Below are 17,120 nucleotides of genomic sequence, written 5' to 3'. Positions count from 1 at the left end.
TCAATGAGCTACGTCAAGATAGAGGATCTTATGGACGCCACACAGGGCGGACTCAATATCATAGCTACTTATTATCCGGAAGCGCCGCATGCGCTTTCCACAAAACACAGAAAATTCAAGGCCCGCGGGGATGAGAAAACAGCTTCCGCCAGTATCCGTCAGAAAGAAAATGGTTGGTACTATGTGACGGATTTTGGAGGGGACGGAAAGGAACGCAATGCGGTGGAAGTCTGTATGCTGGAGGAGGGCCTTACTTTTGGTGAAGCCTGTGCGGAACTCGGTGCCCGTTTTAGTGTTTCCGGTGCTCCTACCGCTACGGCGCTCTCCAAGCCCATCATCGAAAGGCGCGACCGGCAAGAGGGCGAAATTCCGGGATCCTATTTTTTCGAGTATAAGGAATTCGAGGCTTCGGACCTGTTGGTGCTGGGCCCCAAAGTGACGGATAAGGATTGCTTTGCCTTTAACCTAAAGTTGCTCGCAAGCTACACCTACATTAAGGAGGACGGGGTTACGATTACCAAATCGACTCCGGAATATCCCATCTTCTCCTTTCACCATGAAAAGTGGCAGAAAATCTATCAGCCCAATTCCCTGGACAAAGGATACCGTTTTCGCTATGCAGGCGATAAGCCCCAGAAATATATCCACGGACTGGATGCCATTAAAACCGCCTTCAGGCAGAACAAGGAACGCATAGAGGATGAATGGCAGCGCAAGGATGCCAGTACGGAAAAGATGCCGGACGTTCGCTTGGAAAGCTGCTTTATCGTCTCCGGAGGGAGTGACGGACTCAACCTGAAATCCTTTGGCTACTTCCCCATTTGGTTCAATAGCGAGAGCGAACATTTGGACTATGCGGATTACAAGCTCCTCATGACGATGGTTCAGACCATCTATTACATTGCCGATTTGGATGCTACGGGCATGAATCAGGCCGTAAAGGTGGGCTTAAAGTTCCTGGACATACGTTTACTTTGGTTACCAAAGCAATTGTTACAATACAGGGACAAACGCGGGAATCCCAGAAAGGACTTTAAGGACTTTGTGGAAGTGTATTACAAGGAAGGGGAGGAGCTTCGCTTTAATAACCGATTCAAAAAACTCATTGAGGTGGCCGTACCCATGAAGTTTTGGGAGGAATCCTATTCGGATGGCGGCATCAAATACTACTTCAAGAATACCAGGGCCTATCATTTTCTGCAGCATCAGGGTTTTGGTAGGTACGAAAACCAGAATACCAAGGATGGATATGTGTTCGTCCGGCAGCATCACGGCATTGTGAAGGTCATAAAGCCTGTGGATGTAAAAGGTTTTGCTACGAATTTCTTGATAGAGCGCCAGATGCCCGAAAACCTTCGGGACGTTATTTACAAGACGTCACAGCTGAGCGAGAACAGCTTGAGCAACCTTCCGTATGTGGAAATCGATTTCACGGATGCCGATGCCCATTCGCAACATATCTTCTTCCAGAACGAAGTTTGGAAAGTCACCAAAGAGGGTATCGAGCGTATCCGATATGATCAGGTGCAATGTCTTACGTGGGAGGATAAAGTTGTTGATCATAGAGTCCGACTCCAGGATCCCCATTTTGAAATTAAAAAGGACAAATCCGGAAACTGGGATATAGAAATTAAAAGGACCGATAACCAGTTCCTAAATTATCTGATCAATACGAGCCGGGTCCATTGGAAAAAGGACTTGGAGGAAGCCTTTGGCAACCACGAACAGTTGAAGGCGGAGGAATATGCCAAAAGGCACAAGTTCGATATTGCGGGCCCCAACCTTACGGAGGATGAAATCTACGAGCAAAAGCTGCATTTGATCAACAAGATTTTCACGCTGGGCTATATGCTGCATAAGTACAAGAATCCTGGGAAGCCTTGGGCACCGTATGCCATGGACCATAAGATTGCGGACATTGCGGAAAGCCATGGGGGTACGGGTAAGTCTGTCTTTGTAAAGAGTATCCAGCACGTTCTAAAGAACAATCACTACATCAACGGTCGGGATAAAAAGAAAACCAGTGACGACTTCATCTACCACGGTGTAACCGAGCATACGGATTATATCCTCATCGATGACTGTCATGCCTATATGGACTATGGCTTTTTCTACAATACCATTACCGGTGATTTGGACGTGAACAATAAGAACGGACTCAGATATATCATCCCGTTTGCAAAATCGCCCAAGGTAGCTTTTGCCAGTAACTACCCACCGAACGATTTGGATCCTTCCTTGGAACGCCGATTGTTATATGTGGTATTCTCGGATTACTACCACTATAACAAGGACGATGAATACCAGCAGACACGGACCGTTGCGGATGATTTTGGCAAGAAGAATCTCTTTCAGGATTTTGACGAAAAGCAATGGAATATCGTGCTCAATTTTTTCGCCCAGGCGTTGCGGTTTTACCTGAGTTGCGATGAAAAGCTTTCCCCGCCCATGGAGAATGTGGAGAAGCGAAACCTATTAAAGGAGATGGGCGACCAGTTCCACAGCTGGGCAGATGTGTTCTTCAGTACGAAGCGAAACGAATCTGAGGAATACCTCTATTTGGATATCGAAGTCAGTAAACAGCATGCCTTTGAGAATTTTGAAAAGACCACGAACGCCAAGCGCTGGAGTGCCAACCGATTTAAAAAATCATTGAAGGCCTATGCAAAATATAACGGTTGGATTTTCAACCCTAAAGATCGGGCCCCCGGAGGAAGGATTATCAAAAAAGTGGATGGGGAAAGTGTGGAGCATTTTTATATCAGGACGAAAAAGGGCCTTCCGGAAGAATTGAAGGACATACCCGTCGATGTAGAAGATGATGAATGGACGGATGATGATACGGAATTGGACGAACCCTTTTAATTGGAAGTGATGAAACAGTATACGCGATTTGAAGTGGCAGCGATTTTCGCACGATGCAGCACCCAGGAAGAAGTAATGAAGGTAGCCGGGATATTTGGCTACTACCAGTCGGTTTGTGGGGAATTGATCCCGGAGTATGTCCGTACCTGGGCACATTTGAGATTAAGGTATGTAATCAAGAAAAATGAAGATAAAGGCATTTGAATACGTGAGCGATTGTAACAAGCACGGCATTCGCATTTATCCGGTGCTCAAGTACGGTAAGTATCAGTTGGTGGTGGAGTTTAATCGGAGTGCCGAATTCCTTCCCCATGAGATTATCCGGACACGGATGGGGGAGGTGCGATACCCTACTGAAACCGCAGAATGGAGCAATAAGATGTTGGAGCTCTACGAGCATTTGTACAATACGAAAGTGGTACCAAAATTGAGCGCGGCCTGACCACAAAACGGAAAAACGAAATTGTAACGAAACAAAATTTTTGTGATGAAACGGGGAAAACGAGGAAAATATATCTGGGAAACGAAGGACATCGTGTTTTTGAAGATGAACTATAAACAGATGACAAATCAGGAGTTGGCCGATGCTCTAGGAATTAAAATGAACCGATGCCGCAAAAAGATATACGAGTTGGGTTTGCAGCGATATAGAATGGAATACTGGACGAAAGAACAGGTGCAATTTCTACTGGATAATTTCAAGGAGCTTGGAGGTGTAGAATTGGCGGAAATACTTCAGGAAAATAATCCTAAGAAAAAGGGATGGCACAAAAATCATATTAATAAAAAAATGGCCCAATTGGGGTTGAAACGAACCCCAGAGGATTATCAGAAAATTATTGAGAGGAATATAAAAAATGGCAGGCATACTGGTGCAAAAAGCTGGCCATCGAGACGAAGGAATAAAAAATGGGAATCCTACAATGATTTTGCAAAGGAATTGGGCTATAAGAATTTGGCCGAGGCCTTTTTCGCACTAGGAAGAGAAACATTTAAACAAAAATACGATGAAGCTAATGAGATTGGCCAGGTGGCTTAGACAACGGTTTTGCAAACACCCGGATTGGTATTACAAAATCATCCCTGCAGGGGCCACATGTGAGGGTATGCAGATACTCTGCAGAAAATGCGATAAGGTTTTACAGGATAAAGGGCTGGATTGTTAGAGCCCCCTAGCCCCTACCTCGACTGCGCTCGGCACAGGCTCCGGGGAACAAAATGACACCGGGAAAGACTGGAAAAGGAGCGGTGGCGGAAATGGTAGACGCTAACCCCGGTGAGGACCATACCGATTGCAATAGGCCAATTGGAACAAAAACGACACTTTGCAAAATCGTAAGTAGTTCCTGTCCGGTTATAATTAAAATGGTCCATGCAGGTTCGAATCCTGCCCGCTCCACAACCCTAAATAGAGAAGAGCGCTGTGAGTAGACACGGGTTCGGGTCGGGTGAGTGCGAGGAAACCCGATGTACAGACTGGGAGTAGCCGTGGCAAGCGAAACCTTTGAAACGCCAAGTCGCACTGTGAAAGCAGCGGCACCATTGGCCCAAAAGGGGTCAGGTGTAGGAAAAAGGCCTGACAGCCGGGAAAGACCGGCTTTTTTTAAACAGTGAGAGATATGAACGAGTTTTTAGAAGCTATTGAAAGGCATCCAGAGGCAGTCGAAACGATAACCAGCTTATTGGTATTGGTGCTTTTGGCCTTTTTATTAAGAGGAAATAGATATGACTGAGGCGCAATACAGAATACAGCACACGGCGATGCAAGTGCATGAAAGTTTGCGCCGGTATTATGAAGCCTGGCAGGAACTGGAAGCCCTGGCCAATAAGGAAGGAATGACCCTGGATACGAAAACGGCACAATTAAAACCATTGGAATAATGTATTACACATAGAGCGGAGTATATGTGGGCGATCGTCTGGAGGACGGACGCACTAAAATTTTTGAGGATAAGATCCAGGCGGAGAAATACGCCAAACAAGTACGGAGTTATCCCTATCCCATTTTTATTAGACAAAAGAACAAAGAGGGACTTGCCGGTTACGGCGTTCCAAAATAATAACAACTAATTATGAGTAACATGGCAGAAAACGAAAGTGAATTGGTGCAGACGGTCGCAAAGATGCGAAAGTGGCAAAAGGAGTATTTTAAAACGCGGGACAAGGAAGCTCTTAAAAATTCCAAGTACTGGGAAAAGCGGGTGGACCATTTGTTGGAGAAACCAAATACCCTATTCTCATGATAGCGGGTTTTAAAACCAAATGGCCCAAGCATATGGGAGCGTTGCATGGCCAGCCTACGAACTTTATTGAAAAGATTTGGAAGTCGTTCCCTGAGGAACCGGTGTCTCCGGAGTTTAGGGACGCTTTACATGCCGGGTATTTTGATATGGATACTTATCTCAAGTGTGACCCCAAGGGCCATACCATTCGCCAAGATCCCGGAAAGCGTTGGAAAGTAGGCATGGATATACATTTTGATATCAACGTCCGGACAAAAAATCATCTGCGCTTTGCACCGGTCAAAAAGGTGACGGCAATCCAGGAGCTCGTGATTGAGTGGACGGATGTTTTTGGGTTTCGAAAGCCAGAACCAAACATCCACATAGATGGCGTATGGTTTTTTGATTATGACCAATTGGCCAGGAACGACGGATTCCCTTCAGTAGACGCTTTCTTCGCGTGGTTTCATACCGATTTTACCGGCAGGATTATTCATTGGACGGATATCCGATATTGAAATGGAAAAATACGACGAAGAAGTTTTTGAATTCTGTGCCGATTGTGATGGCCATGATGCCTGTATTGATTTCGGCTGATCCATAAAAATGGGATTAGGGCATTTAGTAAACAGAGATCATGTAAAGACTTGGTAGATTATTGTTTTTTTTCAACATAAACTATTACAAGTCCTGAAAATGATAGAATCAAAAAGTAGGTGAGTACAAAGCCATAAAATTCAAAAATTCTACCGGTGAATTTTGGAACTAAAAATGAAATGAAAAGGATTATTGATAGTAGGATTAGTTGAATTAAGAAAGCAGCGATGACGTTTATTGTATCAAATGGAGACATTGGTGGCTCCTTTTTGTCACTATTGTAATTAGTTAATATTGCTGCAATAATGGACGAAATCATAGTAAGTGAGACACAAATGCTTAATAAAAGTAATACATCCTGAGTCGCGTAAATTTCAGGAGCAAAAAGATAAATGGAAATGTACCAAAATGGCATTAAAAGAACATTTAATAACATGTTCTTAAGGTATTTGGGAATTTCGCCAATATTGAACATAAGATTGGTTTTGAAGTAAATATAATAAATAGTGGGAGAGCATTTAACGCAACTTTTGGAGATAACATTTGAAATTCCGCAAGCTCGCGAGGACAATAAGAATTTAACGAACTAGAGTAAGATAAGATGCTAGATATAAAAACACCATCAGGGGCACTTTTTAGTAGGGATAAAAAATACCGGTACGCGCTTTGGCGGGTATGGGATACAGAAGCTCCTTCTGTAATGTTCATTGGTTTGAATCCGTCAACTGCCAATGAAAACGAAAATGATCCAACGATTCGTAAAGTAATCAAATACGCCAAGGATTGGGGATTTGGAGGCGTAATTATGTGTAACCTCTTTACCTATGTGAGTGCATACCCGGAAGATTTGATTCATTGTAAGGATTCGCTTGAAGAAAATATTAAGGTACTGAACAGTGCGGAATGGTATTGTTCCCATGTAGTTTTTGCCTGGGGAAATTTCAAAATTGCGGAGGAACGGGCGAAAAAGATGAAGGAGCTCTTTCCCCATGCCATGTGCCTGGTCAAAAATAAGAATGGAAGCCCAAGGCATCCATTATACGTAAAGTCCAAAATTAAACTAATTCCTTACTCAAGATGAACCAAACTGAAACCTTACAGCCCATGGGCAAATTGGATGGCCATATCAATACCTTTTCCGGAAGAAAAGTGAATCTCCTGGATCCACGGCCGGAGCAAATCAATATTCGGGATATCGCCCGGGGCCTGGCATTTAATTCCCACTTTGGGGGCCACACGCCCAAGTTCTTCAGTATCGCCCAGCACTGTATCCTGGTGTGCGATATCCTCATGCAGAACTTTAAGGACAATCCGGAGCTCTTGATGTACGGATTGCTACACGATGCCAGTGAAGCCTATTTGGGCGATATGGTGAAACCGTTAAAGGTCATGTTGCCTGAGTTCCAAAAAATTGAAAACAGGATGATGGATGTTATCCTAGAGAAATACCAGTTAAACCGGGACAGTCATGCCATCATCAAGGAAGCGGATATCATGGCCCAGGAACAGGAATTCAATGCATTTTATAAAGGAGGGGATATCAGCTACCTAAGCCCCTGGGAAGCGCGCTCTACCTTTATGCGGTACTTCTATATTTTTTTGAATCAGAGGGAGTGGAAAATTGAAGTTTAGAATAAAAAGAGAAAACGACAAAGTTCATAAACTTTTCAAAAGATATACAAGTTCATGCAATGTACCGGCAGGAATGAAGTGATTTACACCTATTGTATTTGCTGATAAATTGGAGAATAATATAAATTTTTCCAGTATCTCTAAATGACTTTTTTGATTACCATTGAAGCTAGACCCAATTGAATCCATTTTGAATGCGTACATTTTCTGGAAATTCACTATGTAATTAGCGTAAGCCATTGAAGTTGCTTTGTTTATTCCTACAAGAATTTTTTCTTTACTTTTTCCATCTATAATAAAAACTGGGGCTCCTGAACTTCCTGATGTGGCTACATAATCACCAAAACCAATGAACTGGTCAGTCATATATCCACCTTTGGAAATATGAGCTGAAATCTTTAAGTCAGGAGCTATGAATTCCAAGGTTAGTTTAGAAGAAATTCCTTTAGAAAGATTAAGATGGTTACTGGATAAAGGAAAGCTTGCGCAATATATTTCTGTGCCTGGCCTGGGAAAATTGATTTCTGAAAAAGATTTTAACTCTCCATAAACAAGTGTATCATTTTCTTTCTTGTTCAAAACAACCAAGTCAACAGAACTTGCAAAATTTTTTATAGTGCCTTCATTAATTAATTTATCTGGCACTATAAGAGTTTTTTTAAACTCAACTTGTTTTTCTACGCCATCTGTTAAAATCAATACAGCCCCTTTTTCTTGGAATTTTTGGTTTAAAGCTGGCATATAATATAAATGAGATGTTGTATCATTTTTTTGAAGTTTTTCAATATGTGACTGCACAACGTGATAATTGGTAACTATATATTCTTCGTTGTCTTGCATATAGGAAAATCCGGTTCCAACTTGTTGATCACCATGATATATTCTAACTACATAATTGTCTATATCATGAAGTGCTCTAGTTTCTTGAGATATAATTAAGTTGGAACAGATTACAAAAAATACTAGTGTCAGGACTCTCATGTAGAATGGATTAAAATTTTGAAGTAGTAAAGCAATTTAGAAAAAAACAGTGAATAAAGTTTTAAAGTTAAATTGATTTGGGAAATAACTTTGAACCCATTCTTATAGACACTTCAAGGTTAAACAAAACCTATAAATGGGCACAATCTTACTATTGACATTGATTCTGCCAACCTTATTGAAGCTATAGTTGAAAACTACGGCAACTTTGTGACCACTTATGAAAAAGCCATTGACATTTCTAACAGAGTTAATTAACAATAAACTTTTAGTTATATTCATTTAAATGTTAACCAAGTCTTTTGCAATTTTTTAAAGCTTAGCTAAACTAGAAACTTCATGTCTTTCCTGTATTCGGTACTTCTATATTTTTATCAATGAAAGTAAGGAGAAAAGTAATGGTGGACAGAGAATGGGAATAAATAAGAATTAGTTATTTGGTGTAGTCAGGTTTTGATTGCTTATAATATACTTCATCTTCTTTATTAGGGTTTTTAACACTCTGTTGTGTATCTAAAAATCTGAAGAGTATTGCAACTAAAAATGAGCTAGCTAACCCAATTAAAAATCCAACTAATCTATCAATCCATATTTTTTGCACTGCTTTTTCATCTTGAATTTTAAATAAGGCATCAACTTTTTGTTTGTTCATGCCAATTACTTGGGTTAATTTATTATTTTCACTTCTTAGTTTTGTTAAAACAAGACTCTGCTCTTCCAACATTTTTTTTTGATTGTCAATAAACTCTTTTATGCCCTGTAATTCGTTTGAGATTTTATCTAACTGATTTATATGGCTAGTAATTTCTTCACTTTGCTGGGGTGTGAATATTTCATATAAATTGATTCCTGATGTTGATAAAGCAATTGCTACTGTAATTGATATTAAAAACCCAGAAATTAGCTCAAAAATTCTTGGTTTTTGATTTTTGATCTTCTTATACGATAATGTGTCTTGGTCATAGTAGTACTTTATTCTTGCCATGGTTTTGAATATCGATTGGTATCGTTACTAAGTTATTAATTAAAACCATTTGGCAAATGATAGGGAACTTTTGTTTTACTTCCATTATGGAATGACAGTTTTTTTTTGACTAGAAAGACTAAACTCATAAACTTCCATATAAATTACCAAAAGTTAAACAAAACCGACAAAAGGGCGCGTCCTGACGTTCTGTCGTTCCCCTCCCCAATCCCCTCTAATCTCTAGTAGAAAAAAACTGTAACTTTGTAACCATTCACGAAAAGGCCCGCGAGATGGACGATTAAAGGTTACATTTTATTATTGTCTATTGTAACTTGGTTACAAAAAAATTGTAACCTTAGAATAAGGTTACAATTTCTACAATCTTATAAAATGGCCGGTTACAAAAATGATTTTTTGGAAAATCGAAGTAATTAACTGAATTTCAATTACTTAAAAAGAGCGGTTACAAAGTTACAAAGTTACAGTTTTTTTCCACCTAGCTAGAGACTACAGTTTTTTGGAAGAAAAGGAAGTAGAGGACCAGAGAAAAATTTCATTTTGTTTAACCCTTCGACTTCGCTCAGGGCAGGTCTTTCGGCTCCGCTCAACACAGGCCTTTTTGGTTACTGAGCGTAGTCGAAGCGATCCATAAAGAGTCAAGGAATATTAATCCGACCAAAAAAATATCCTATAAAGGATATTTTTTTCATGTTACAGTCTATAATATTCTTATTTGTCTATTTTGCAGTATATTTAGATCAGGTATGTTTGCAAGCTCGCGCGTTTTTGCCAATCCCCACATTTGCGGAATCCAATTGGATGTCTCCGCAAAGGAATTCGCCGCGGGAAAGCTGGATACCCAGCCATTCTACAATACGAATATTTCCCAGGGAAATTTTCAGGAGGTGTATTACAGTACCGGTTCGGCCCGTTTTTCGGAATCCGGAGAGGATAGTGAGAACGGTATGTTGTACCGTCAGCGTGTAACAATCAAATTTCCGAGTAACGATAAGTACCGAAGTCAGCGCCTGGAGGAGCTTCGAAAAATTAAGTTCCTAAGTGTAAAGTTGAGCAACGAACTAAAGTTGATCCTGGGCAGGAACGATTTTTTTCAGAATACGGCCCCGGAAATCAATTTCTCCAGCACGGAGAAATCTACCCAGGTACAGTTTACTACTTATAGTGTTTTCCCGATCGGCTTTTTTGAGAATACCGCGGCCTACGGCTTTGTATACGAAATCCCCATATCCTTTTTAGAACCCTTGTAGTATGAGCGTATTTCCATTGACCATCATAGAAAAGGAGGATTCTCCAGAGCGATTGCAGGAGTTGGCCGATGTGCCTCTAAAAAGCAAATGGTTGGCGTCTGATTTTAATGAGATGCGAGCCGCCCTTATTGAACTCCACGGACGCAGCTTTCATTTGGACGATACCAATGGAAAGTCCTGGTTGGTGATCAAGGGAAAAGGGAACAATGATAGCGGCGCCTTTCAGGCCGGGGATAAGATAGAGGCCTGGATCGATGAAGCAACGAAAACCGAATATGTGGAGGGCAAGCTGATGAGCAATGATTTTACAGGGGTGGCCGATTTGGACGACCCGGATATCTTTTTTGAAACCAACCGAAAATTAAGACTACAGTTATCATGATAGGAATTTGGATAGCCCTTTTGGTATTGGCCGCGGCCGTAACCGTTTTGTTTTTCAAGTATAGGCAGCTATATACAAGACTCCCAAAAATGGAAAAGGGCGATCGCATACCTATAGTGAAGGAAGCAGAGAGCAACCTGACCATTATCCGTAAAGGTGCGGATACTTTGGTGAGTGACGAAGAAGGAAATTTAATCCCATTTAAAACCAGTTTGGAATGAAAAGAGTTTTGTTGGCCTTGGCCTTAGTTTGCTGTTCAGTTACCGTTCAAGCACAATCGGATGTAATTGATGTTACGGGCCCCACAGATGGTCTATTGTTGAAAGTGAAAACAACCGCTCAGATTAATAGTATTAATAATCCTATTCGCGGTTTATTGCTGGGAAATGATACCACGAAATCCCTTTGGTATTATGATGGGACTCAGTTTATCGATTTGATGGCCTCCGCAGCCGGAGCGGATTGGAATTCAAATCTATTGAACATCCCCGCCGATATCGCCGATGGCGATGACGATACCATTGCGGACGGGTCTGAGACAAAGGTAACTGCGGGAACGAATACGACCGTTACGGGAACCGGAACCATAGGCAGCCCATATCAAATAGGATTATCCGGGGTTATATTGGCAGATGGCACTATAGGTATGACCAACGACCTAAACCTAGGCCAAAACAATATAGATAATCTAAGGGTTCTTGGTTTGGTGGATACAGGCGGAACTGAAAGAGCCAACATCTTTTTGAACGGCACGGATATCCTTCAAATTGCAAGAGGTACAAAATCGGTTACACTGTCTGAATCACTCGATAGGTTTTCAATTAATACAGCAGATGTGAGGATATCGGGATTGGCGGGAGGTGGAAACCTAGCTTTACGGGTGGATAATAATGGTGAATTGTATACGGAATCGATACCTAGTGGTTCAGGTTCAGGCGATTTCTTGGCCAATGGTACGGTGCCAATGACTGGAAATTTGAATTTGGACGGCAATAATATCATAAGCGGTGGCACCATTAATGCCGATTGGTTGACGGCAACCAACACGGTTACTGCCGGTCAATTTACTGGTGGGTATGCACGATTAAACCGGGCTTCCGATCCGGGTAATGACGAAGGAAATATTTATGTCAATTCAGTAAGTAAATTACTTAGATATTACAACGGTACAAGCTGGGTGGATGTTCCCGGTGGTGGCGGAACCGCAGCATACCGAAACCCGGACATTTATTGGGCATTGCGAACTAATGGGGCAACTTTTAACGATCAATGGTTCGAAACAACGGGGGAGCAGGGTAAAAGAACTGTTAATTACTCACTTGCAACTGGAAGCCCAAGTTTTTATGAATTTTCAACCTTTTCTTCAAATAAGGTGGCCATTATAAGAACGATACTTCAAGGTTCTTCCATGGTTTTTACAAGTGATGATTATGATATTATAGGGAGCGGAACGGAGGATGTGGATATTACGGCCGGTGCAACATCTGGAGTTATTGGGGTATATGTTGCAAACGGTAACACAATGACGGTTACAAAAGCCCCTCCAGCTATTTCCGGTACAGTTGTAGTTGATAGTTATTTTAAACCCTACTCCATTTCCCAGGTTACGGGGGTCGCAAGTTCAAACATAACCGAAACAGGTTTTACTATTTCATGGAACGCTGCAAATGCCAGTATTGGAACAATATCAAATTATCAGATTTCCAGGGATGGGGCGGCTCCAATTACGGTGAATGGGGGTACAACCTATACTTTCACGGGGCAAACTCCGGGTACTACATACAATATAAATGTTCGGGGTGTTGATGAAGGTGGTAATCCCGGCCCATATAGTACGGATTTGAGCGTAACCACGGCAAGCAGTTTTACGGCCTACTATAGTCCAAATGCCCTGACCTCTACACCAAACGAAGTGGCCGGAACCAATGGGATTACCGCTGGAACTGGCAGCGATTATACTATTTCGTTAGAAACCACAACCGTTTTTAACGGTTCAAACGCTGTGAGGTTAGAGCTTAACAATACCGGAAACGATTTGTATTTACGGCTTATAGGGGTGAACGCTGGAGACAACGTAACATTTTCGTGGAGATTGCGCAGGGTTGGCAGCTATCCAAATAATATTTGGATAAGAGCTTACACGGCTGACGGCTGGACATCTGACCAGTTAAGTGCCTCAGTTGGAAACGAGGGAACTGACGTTTGGACCACAATGACAATAACCAACACGGCGGCGGTAGACGACCCTTATATAAGGCTATTTGATACCTTGGCAATTGGTAATGAAATGATAATCGATTTTGCAGAAGTGACTATAAATCCTTAAAATGAAAACATTAGTATTGATTTTATTTATTTGTTCAATATCACTTGCGCAAACAGCTTTTCCCGGTGCTGTAGGTCATGGAAAAAACACTACTGGGGGTAGGGGCGGTACCATATACCATGTAACATCATTAAGCGGAAGCAATACTCCGGGGACTTTAAGGTACGGAATGGAAAGTTTGACCGGGCCAAGAAATATTGTTTTTGATGTTTCAGGATATATAGACGTGACAACACCTTTAAAAATTAGAAACGGGTACGAAAATGTGTCCATATTGGGGCAGACTTCCCCTGCTGGAATCGTGATTAGGGGGGCTGAAATGAATCTACATGATGGTAATGTAATTGTTAGGTTTCTTAAAATTGCCCCGGGAGAAAATGCATACAATCCTGGTAACCTACCACCTAGCGACCCAAACTATGAACCTGCCGACGGTTTTACGGTAAAAGCTTTTTCAAACTCTGGACCTATAGATGGCGTTTACATAGACCATGTAAGTTTAATGTGGTTCAGGGACGGAGGTATAGATTTTGGTGGCGGGCCCTACGAAGGAAATGAGGATGTACATAATATAACCTTTGCCAATTCCATAATATCGGAAAATATCGAAAAAGGTCAAGGAACATTGGTAAATGGTGCTTATGACATAACTTATTACCGATCTGCTATTTATTCCGTTTCGGACAGGTTGCCGGCATCTGCCCCAAGGCCTAACGAAGGAATAGAGTTTATAAATGTTTTTGCAAGATATTTTAGCTCAGGCCCTTATTACAGGGGTGGAACCAAAATTGATTTTATAAATAATCAGTTTGAAAGAGGTGGCCGCACACCCGCCCCGTGGCATAATTTTGGAACTTCAAGCTATCATCTATTTAGGCATGAACCTCCTTTAACGGGAGCAACAAACGCAAATACCCAAATTTATGTTAATGGTAATGAAGAAGATGGCTCAGATGTAGATGCTTTTTTACGTCCGGGATATGAACAATATGAAGTTTTTTCACCTACTGGAAATGGTCAAAACGCCTTTCCGGATTTATTGCCAGCTTCTATGCTTAAGGACAGTTTAATAGGTAAAATTGGGATTGACCTTTTTTATGATTCTCAGGATTTAAGAATAAACAATTTACTTAAAGGAATAGGTACACCTGCTACCATATCTAGTGAAAGTCAAGTTGGAGGATATCCAACGAGGCCGACTACAGCAAGAAGTGCCGGAGAGGATTCGGATAATGATAATATGCTAGATGTTGCTGAGATAGCGATTTGGGGCGGAATTGGTGTTGTTGGATTAAGTGATATATGGACGGACACACCGGGAGATACGGAAGTGGGGATATCCCAATACAATGGTTTTCCCAATATTGAGAAAACTTGGGCGTATTTGGCAAATGATCTTGCGGACGAAATATCCAATCCTCCAAGTCCAACTTGCGCTGATAATATCCAAAACGGAGACGAAACCGGGATTGATTGTGGAGGGGTTTGCTCACCATGTGCGGCACCCCCAACAGTAGACCAAACAAATAAAAAGAAAAGCAGCACCCTGATTTGGTGGTAAAATTAGAACTATGGAAAACGCACATTTATTCAATCACGTAACCCTTGAAATGATTGTAGCCCTTGCCCTTGGGGTGCTGTGTGTTATACTCTACTCTTGGAAGAGTGAAGATGTTGATACAGGAGTCAAAAGATATTTTCAATTGAAACCAAAATACATTTCCTTTCATATAGTGGCCTCAATAACTGTGTTTCTGTTGATAGGTGAGCTGAGCGGGGTTTTAATAGAAAATTATATTCCCGCGCTCACTGCTAACGGAACTTATCACAATACCCTTTCCGTTCTTACAGGAATGTTTGGAAGTGCCTTTATTGCCTGGATCTTGGAAAAAAGAAAATCGTTGTTTCAAAAATAATACGCTTACGCATGAGCATTGAAGAGCAAAAAGCCTTGGTTGCCGGTCAGGATAAAATTATTAAATGGCTGAAAGGTTTTAACATAAGCCTGATCGTGACACTGTTGGGGTTAGTGTCTTTTGTGGTATCGAAAAATGAACTCCTGTTCGATTCCCAAGAGCAAAAGAACGAGGTTACCAAAACACTTCCGGAAGCCTTAAAAAAACATGAGAACGATACTGATAGGCACATGAGTTTCGAGGAAAAGAAAGAGTTGATCATTACCATCCAAACACAAAAGTTTATTCTGGAGAATATTGAAAAACAGAACGAATACTTGAAAAATATAGGCACCGACCTTCAGGAAATAAAGAACCTTTCAAGAAAAAACCAGAATTGATTTAAAAATGTATTGGATCCTGGACAGATTAAGAGATGGAACGCCCAATCAAACATTGGGTAATCTTGCTGTTTGGGATGGTCTAAAAAAGGTGATGGATTGTGCCACCTTGGAACTGAAGGATATGGGCAATCGCAGGAATATTAGCAGGGTTCCCGCTACGCCTTCAGATAAACCTTATAGAGTTGTAAAAAGATGGAGCAAGAAATACGGATGGCATTTTCATGTAACCGGAGTGCCTGGACGTTCCTTGATATTGGTACATGTACTTAATTACGTACATCAAACCCGGGGATGTATTGGTGTGGGCTACGATTTTAGGTTGATCAATGCGGACAAGGAGCTTGACCTCTATTTAAGTGGGGACACCTTGGAAAGACTGTTCAATTATATGCCGGAAGAATTTGATATGTATATAAACGATAATGGAAATTAAAAAACCCACCCCTAGCCCCTCCAAGGAGGGGAATATTGTTCTGTTGAGATACTTTTTTCTTGGGTGCATCTTTTTGTTGGTCGGATGCAGTTCCCTTAAGGACAAAACGAATACGCAAATAGACCTGGAAGAAGCTTTTCGGGACCGCACCGAGATACAGACCTACCGTCAGGGGGATATCATCGTTACGGATTTTCCCAGGACACCCAGCGAACGCCCCAAGGGTGTTACCGAAACCTATGTTGGTAAGAACGGGGCCACCAGTACCAAGACGTTTGACAAGGACGGTTTTTTGGAGCGGGACAGTATCGTTTGTCCGGAGGAATTCGAGATTCGGAAAAACGACCTGGAGTACAGTTTCAAGCTTGGACTGGAGGAAAAGAAATTGACGGCTAATATTGAACTGGCCAAAATCAAACAGGAAACGCAAACGATGTGGGGAAACCGGATTGCGCTTATTGGCCTGTTCGTTTCCCTGGCGTGGTTTTTAAGACGATAAGTATGTGTTGCTTGGCAAACGAACATGAATTGATACCTTTTCGATTGAGGGACCACTTGGTGCCGTTTCTCTTCAATGAATTCAAGTGCGAGGAGGCCGTAGTTATGCCCAGGCTTAAAACGAAGGCCATCAAGCTGCACAAAACCTCCAGTATTTGTCGGCTCATAAACATGGTCCACAGCAAATACGAGGAGAATACGCATCTGTACGATTACCGGATCCAGTTCAGTATACGAATTGTAAAGGGGGGCAAGAAGTACGATAGCGCCCTATTTAAAACCAGGAAAGACGAACATGAATTGTTGCAGTTTACGGAGTATGACAACAATTACATCAACGGTTTTTTTGAGGATATTTTTCGCACGGCCTTTATTTTCTACGTGAACGGTTCTAAGCAATTTACTTCGGTGGCCATCAAGGAGGTCATCAACGATTTTATGGACGAATATGATTTGCTGGAGCTCGGTTTTGATACGGAAAGCCTTCGGATCTTGTATTACCGGGAAACCGGCAAGGAAAATAAGTTGACCCGTTTTCAACATAAGAGTTCTAATCGGGTGAATAATTATTAGTAAAAGCTTTGGAGCAGCCACCCCAAAGCCTTTTTTTACTTAAAATTCTTCCCACATTTTAAGAAGCGTCACAGAAA

General features: G+C 41.6%; 24 protein-coding genes. 20 read left to right on the top strand and 4 right to left on the bottom strand.

The window, feature by feature from the left end; all coding sequences use genetic code 11:
* The first annotated feature begins 3 nt into the window (after positions 1–3).
* The 4 genes from F0361_RS01285 to F0361_RS01270 are packed head-to-tail and all read left to right on the top strand — an operon-like array spanning position 4 to position 3,904.
* Complete coding sequence (locus F0361_RS01285; protein ID WP_154916903.1) at positions 4–2,865, top strand: hypothetical protein; 2,862 nt, start codon at positions 4–6, stop codon at positions 2,863–2,865.
* 9 nt (positions 2,866–2,874) lie between these two features.
* Positions 2,875–3,069, top strand: a complete 195-nt coding sequence (locus F0361_RS01280) for a hypothetical protein (RefSeq protein ID WP_154916902.1) — start codon at positions 2,875–2,877, stop codon at positions 3,067–3,069.
* Positions 3,050–3,307 (top strand): hypothetical protein, encoded by a 258-nt coding sequence (locus F0361_RS01275; RefSeq protein ID WP_154916901.1) that lies wholly within the window; start codon positions 3,050–3,052, stop codon positions 3,305–3,307. Before F0361_RS01280 ends, F0361_RS01275 begins: the two co-directional genes overlap by 20 nt.
* Before the next feature lie 45 nt (positions 3,308–3,352).
* Entirely contained in the window at positions 3,353–3,904 is a 552-nt protein-coding gene (locus F0361_RS01270; RefSeq protein WP_154916900.1) for a hypothetical protein, read from the top strand.
* Between the two features lie 133 nt (positions 3,905–4,037).
* On the opposite strand, the gene F0361_RS18815 is transcribed toward F0361_RS01270, so the two are convergent.
* The gene (locus F0361_RS18815; RefSeq protein WP_154916899.1) at positions 4,038–4,388 is read right to left on the bottom strand and encodes a hypothetical protein; all 351 of its coding nucleotides are present in this window, start codon (positions 4,386–4,388) and stop codon (positions 4,038–4,040) included.
* A 202-nt stretch (positions 4,389–4,590) separates the two neighbouring features.
* Here F0361_RS18815 and F0361_RS18625 point away from each other — a divergent pair, with 202 nt between their 5' ends.
* From F0361_RS18625 to F0361_RS01260, 4 genes are read left to right on the top strand one after another with little or no spacing between them, the layout of a single operon-like run.
* Complete coding sequence (locus F0361_RS18625) at positions 4,591–4,746, top strand: hypothetical protein (RefSeq protein WP_161598185.1); 156 nt, start codon at positions 4,591–4,593, stop codon at positions 4,744–4,746.
* 26 nt (positions 4,747–4,772) lie between these two features.
* A complete protein-coding gene (locus tag F0361_RS18620; RefSeq protein WP_161598184.1) occupies positions 4,773–4,925 on the top strand; it encodes a hypothetical protein in 153 nt (50 codons plus the stop codon).
* A 21-nt stretch (positions 4,926–4,946) separates the two neighbouring features.
* Positions 4,947–5,108: a hypothetical protein gene (locus tag F0361_RS18615; protein WP_161598183.1), complete on the top strand. Its 162-nt coding sequence runs from the start codon at positions 4,947–4,949 to the stop codon at positions 5,106–5,108.
* A complete protein-coding gene (locus tag F0361_RS01260) occupies positions 5,105–5,605 on the top strand; it encodes a hypothetical protein (protein WP_154916898.1) in 501 nt (166 codons plus the stop codon). Before F0361_RS18615 ends, F0361_RS01260 begins: the two co-directional genes overlap by 4 nt.
* A gap of 137 nt (positions 5,606–5,742) precedes the next feature.
* Here the strand turns inward: F0361_RS01260 and F0361_RS01255 are convergent, their stop codons facing one another.
* Positions 5,743–6,159: a hypothetical protein gene (locus tag F0361_RS01255; RefSeq protein WP_154916897.1), complete on the bottom strand. Its 417-nt coding sequence runs from the start codon at positions 6,157–6,159 to the stop codon at positions 5,743–5,745.
* Between the two features lie 126 nt (positions 6,160–6,285).
* On the opposite strand from F0361_RS01255, the gene F0361_RS01250 reads away from it, so the two are divergent.
* On the top strand, positions 6,286–6,765 hold the full coding sequence (locus F0361_RS01250) for a DUF1643 domain-containing protein (protein WP_154916896.1): 480 nt from the start codon (positions 6,286–6,288) through the stop codon (positions 6,763–6,765).
* Positions 6,762–7,316 (top strand): hypothetical protein, encoded by a 555-nt coding sequence (locus tag F0361_RS01245; RefSeq protein WP_154916895.1) that lies wholly within the window; start codon positions 6,762–6,764, stop codon positions 7,314–7,316. The genes F0361_RS01250 and F0361_RS01245 overlap by 4 nt, the downstream gene beginning before the upstream one ends.
* A gap of 24 nt (positions 7,317–7,340) precedes the next feature.
* Here F0361_RS01245 and F0361_RS01240 read toward each other — a convergent pair whose 3' ends face one another.
* Positions 7,341–8,297, bottom strand: coding sequence for a trypsin-like peptidase domain-containing protein (locus F0361_RS01240; protein WP_154916894.1), 957 nt, complete (start codon positions 8,295–8,297; stop codon positions 7,341–7,343).
* A 433-nt stretch (positions 8,298–8,730) separates the two neighbouring features.
* A complete protein-coding gene (locus F0361_RS01235; RefSeq protein WP_154916893.1) occupies positions 8,731–9,282 on the bottom strand; it encodes a hypothetical protein in 552 nt (183 codons plus the stop codon).
* Between the two features lie 746 nt (positions 9,283–10,028).
* Here F0361_RS01235 and F0361_RS01230 point away from each other — a divergent pair.
* From F0361_RS01230 to F0361_RS01185, 10 genes are read left to right on the top strand one after another with little or no spacing between them, the layout of a single operon-like run.
* Positions 10,029–10,532 carry a hypothetical protein gene (locus tag F0361_RS01230; RefSeq protein ID WP_154916892.1) on the top strand — a complete coding sequence of 168 codons (504 nt, stop codon included), beginning with the start codon at positions 10,029–10,031 and terminating at the stop codon, positions 10,530–10,532.
* A 1-nt stretch (position 10,533) separates the two neighbouring features.
* Complete coding sequence (locus F0361_RS01225; protein ID WP_154916891.1) at positions 10,534–10,914, top strand: hypothetical protein; 381 nt, start codon at positions 10,534–10,536, stop codon at positions 10,912–10,914.
* Positions 10,911–11,135, top strand: coding sequence for a hypothetical protein (locus F0361_RS01220; protein ID WP_154916890.1), 225 nt, complete (start codon positions 10,911–10,913; stop codon positions 11,133–11,135). The genes F0361_RS01225 and F0361_RS01220 overlap by 4 nt, the downstream gene beginning before the upstream one ends.
* The gene (locus F0361_RS01215) at positions 11,132–13,240 is read left to right on the top strand and encodes a fibronectin type III domain-containing protein (protein WP_154916889.1); all 2,109 of its coding nucleotides are present in this window, start codon (positions 11,132–11,134) and stop codon (positions 13,238–13,240) included. The genes F0361_RS01220 and F0361_RS01215 overlap by 4 nt, the downstream gene beginning before the upstream one ends.
* A gap of 1 nt (position 13,241) precedes the next feature.
* A complete protein-coding gene (locus F0361_RS01210) occupies positions 13,242–14,801 on the top strand; it encodes a hypothetical protein (protein WP_154916888.1) in 1,560 nt (519 codons plus the stop codon).
* Between the two features lie 10 nt (positions 14,802–14,811).
* Positions 14,812–15,156 (top strand): hypothetical protein, encoded by a 345-nt coding sequence (locus F0361_RS01205; protein WP_154916887.1) that lies wholly within the window; start codon positions 14,812–14,814, stop codon positions 15,154–15,156.
* A gap of 11 nt (positions 15,157–15,167) precedes the next feature.
* Positions 15,168–15,536, top strand: a complete 369-nt coding sequence (locus F0361_RS01200) for a hypothetical protein (protein WP_154916886.1) — start codon at positions 15,168–15,170, stop codon at positions 15,534–15,536.
* A gap of 7 nt (positions 15,537–15,543) precedes the next feature.
* Positions 15,544–15,972 carry a DUF5675 family protein gene (locus F0361_RS01195; RefSeq protein WP_154916885.1) on the top strand — a complete coding sequence of 143 codons (429 nt, stop codon included), beginning with the start codon at positions 15,544–15,546 and terminating at the stop codon, positions 15,970–15,972.
* Positions 15,962–16,471, top strand: a complete 510-nt coding sequence (locus F0361_RS01190; protein WP_154916884.1) for a hypothetical protein — start codon at positions 15,962–15,964, stop codon at positions 16,469–16,471. Before F0361_RS01195 ends, F0361_RS01190 begins: the two co-directional genes overlap by 11 nt.
* Positions 16,472–16,473: 2 nt before the next feature.
* The gene (locus tag F0361_RS01185) at positions 16,474–17,043 is read left to right on the top strand and encodes a hypothetical protein (RefSeq protein ID WP_154916883.1); all 570 of its coding nucleotides are present in this window, start codon (positions 16,474–16,476) and stop codon (positions 17,041–17,043) included.
* Positions 17,044–17,120: the final 77 nt, after the last annotated feature.

It is taken from the genome of Maribacter flavus, assembly GCF_008386635.1.
GTDB classification, from domain to species: domain Bacteria; phylum Bacteroidota; class Bacteroidia; order Flavobacteriales; family Flavobacteriaceae; genus Maribacter; species Maribacter flavus.
The sequence above is the reverse complement of the archived record's forward strand: the minus strand, read 5'-3'. Positions and strand labels throughout refer to the sequence as shown.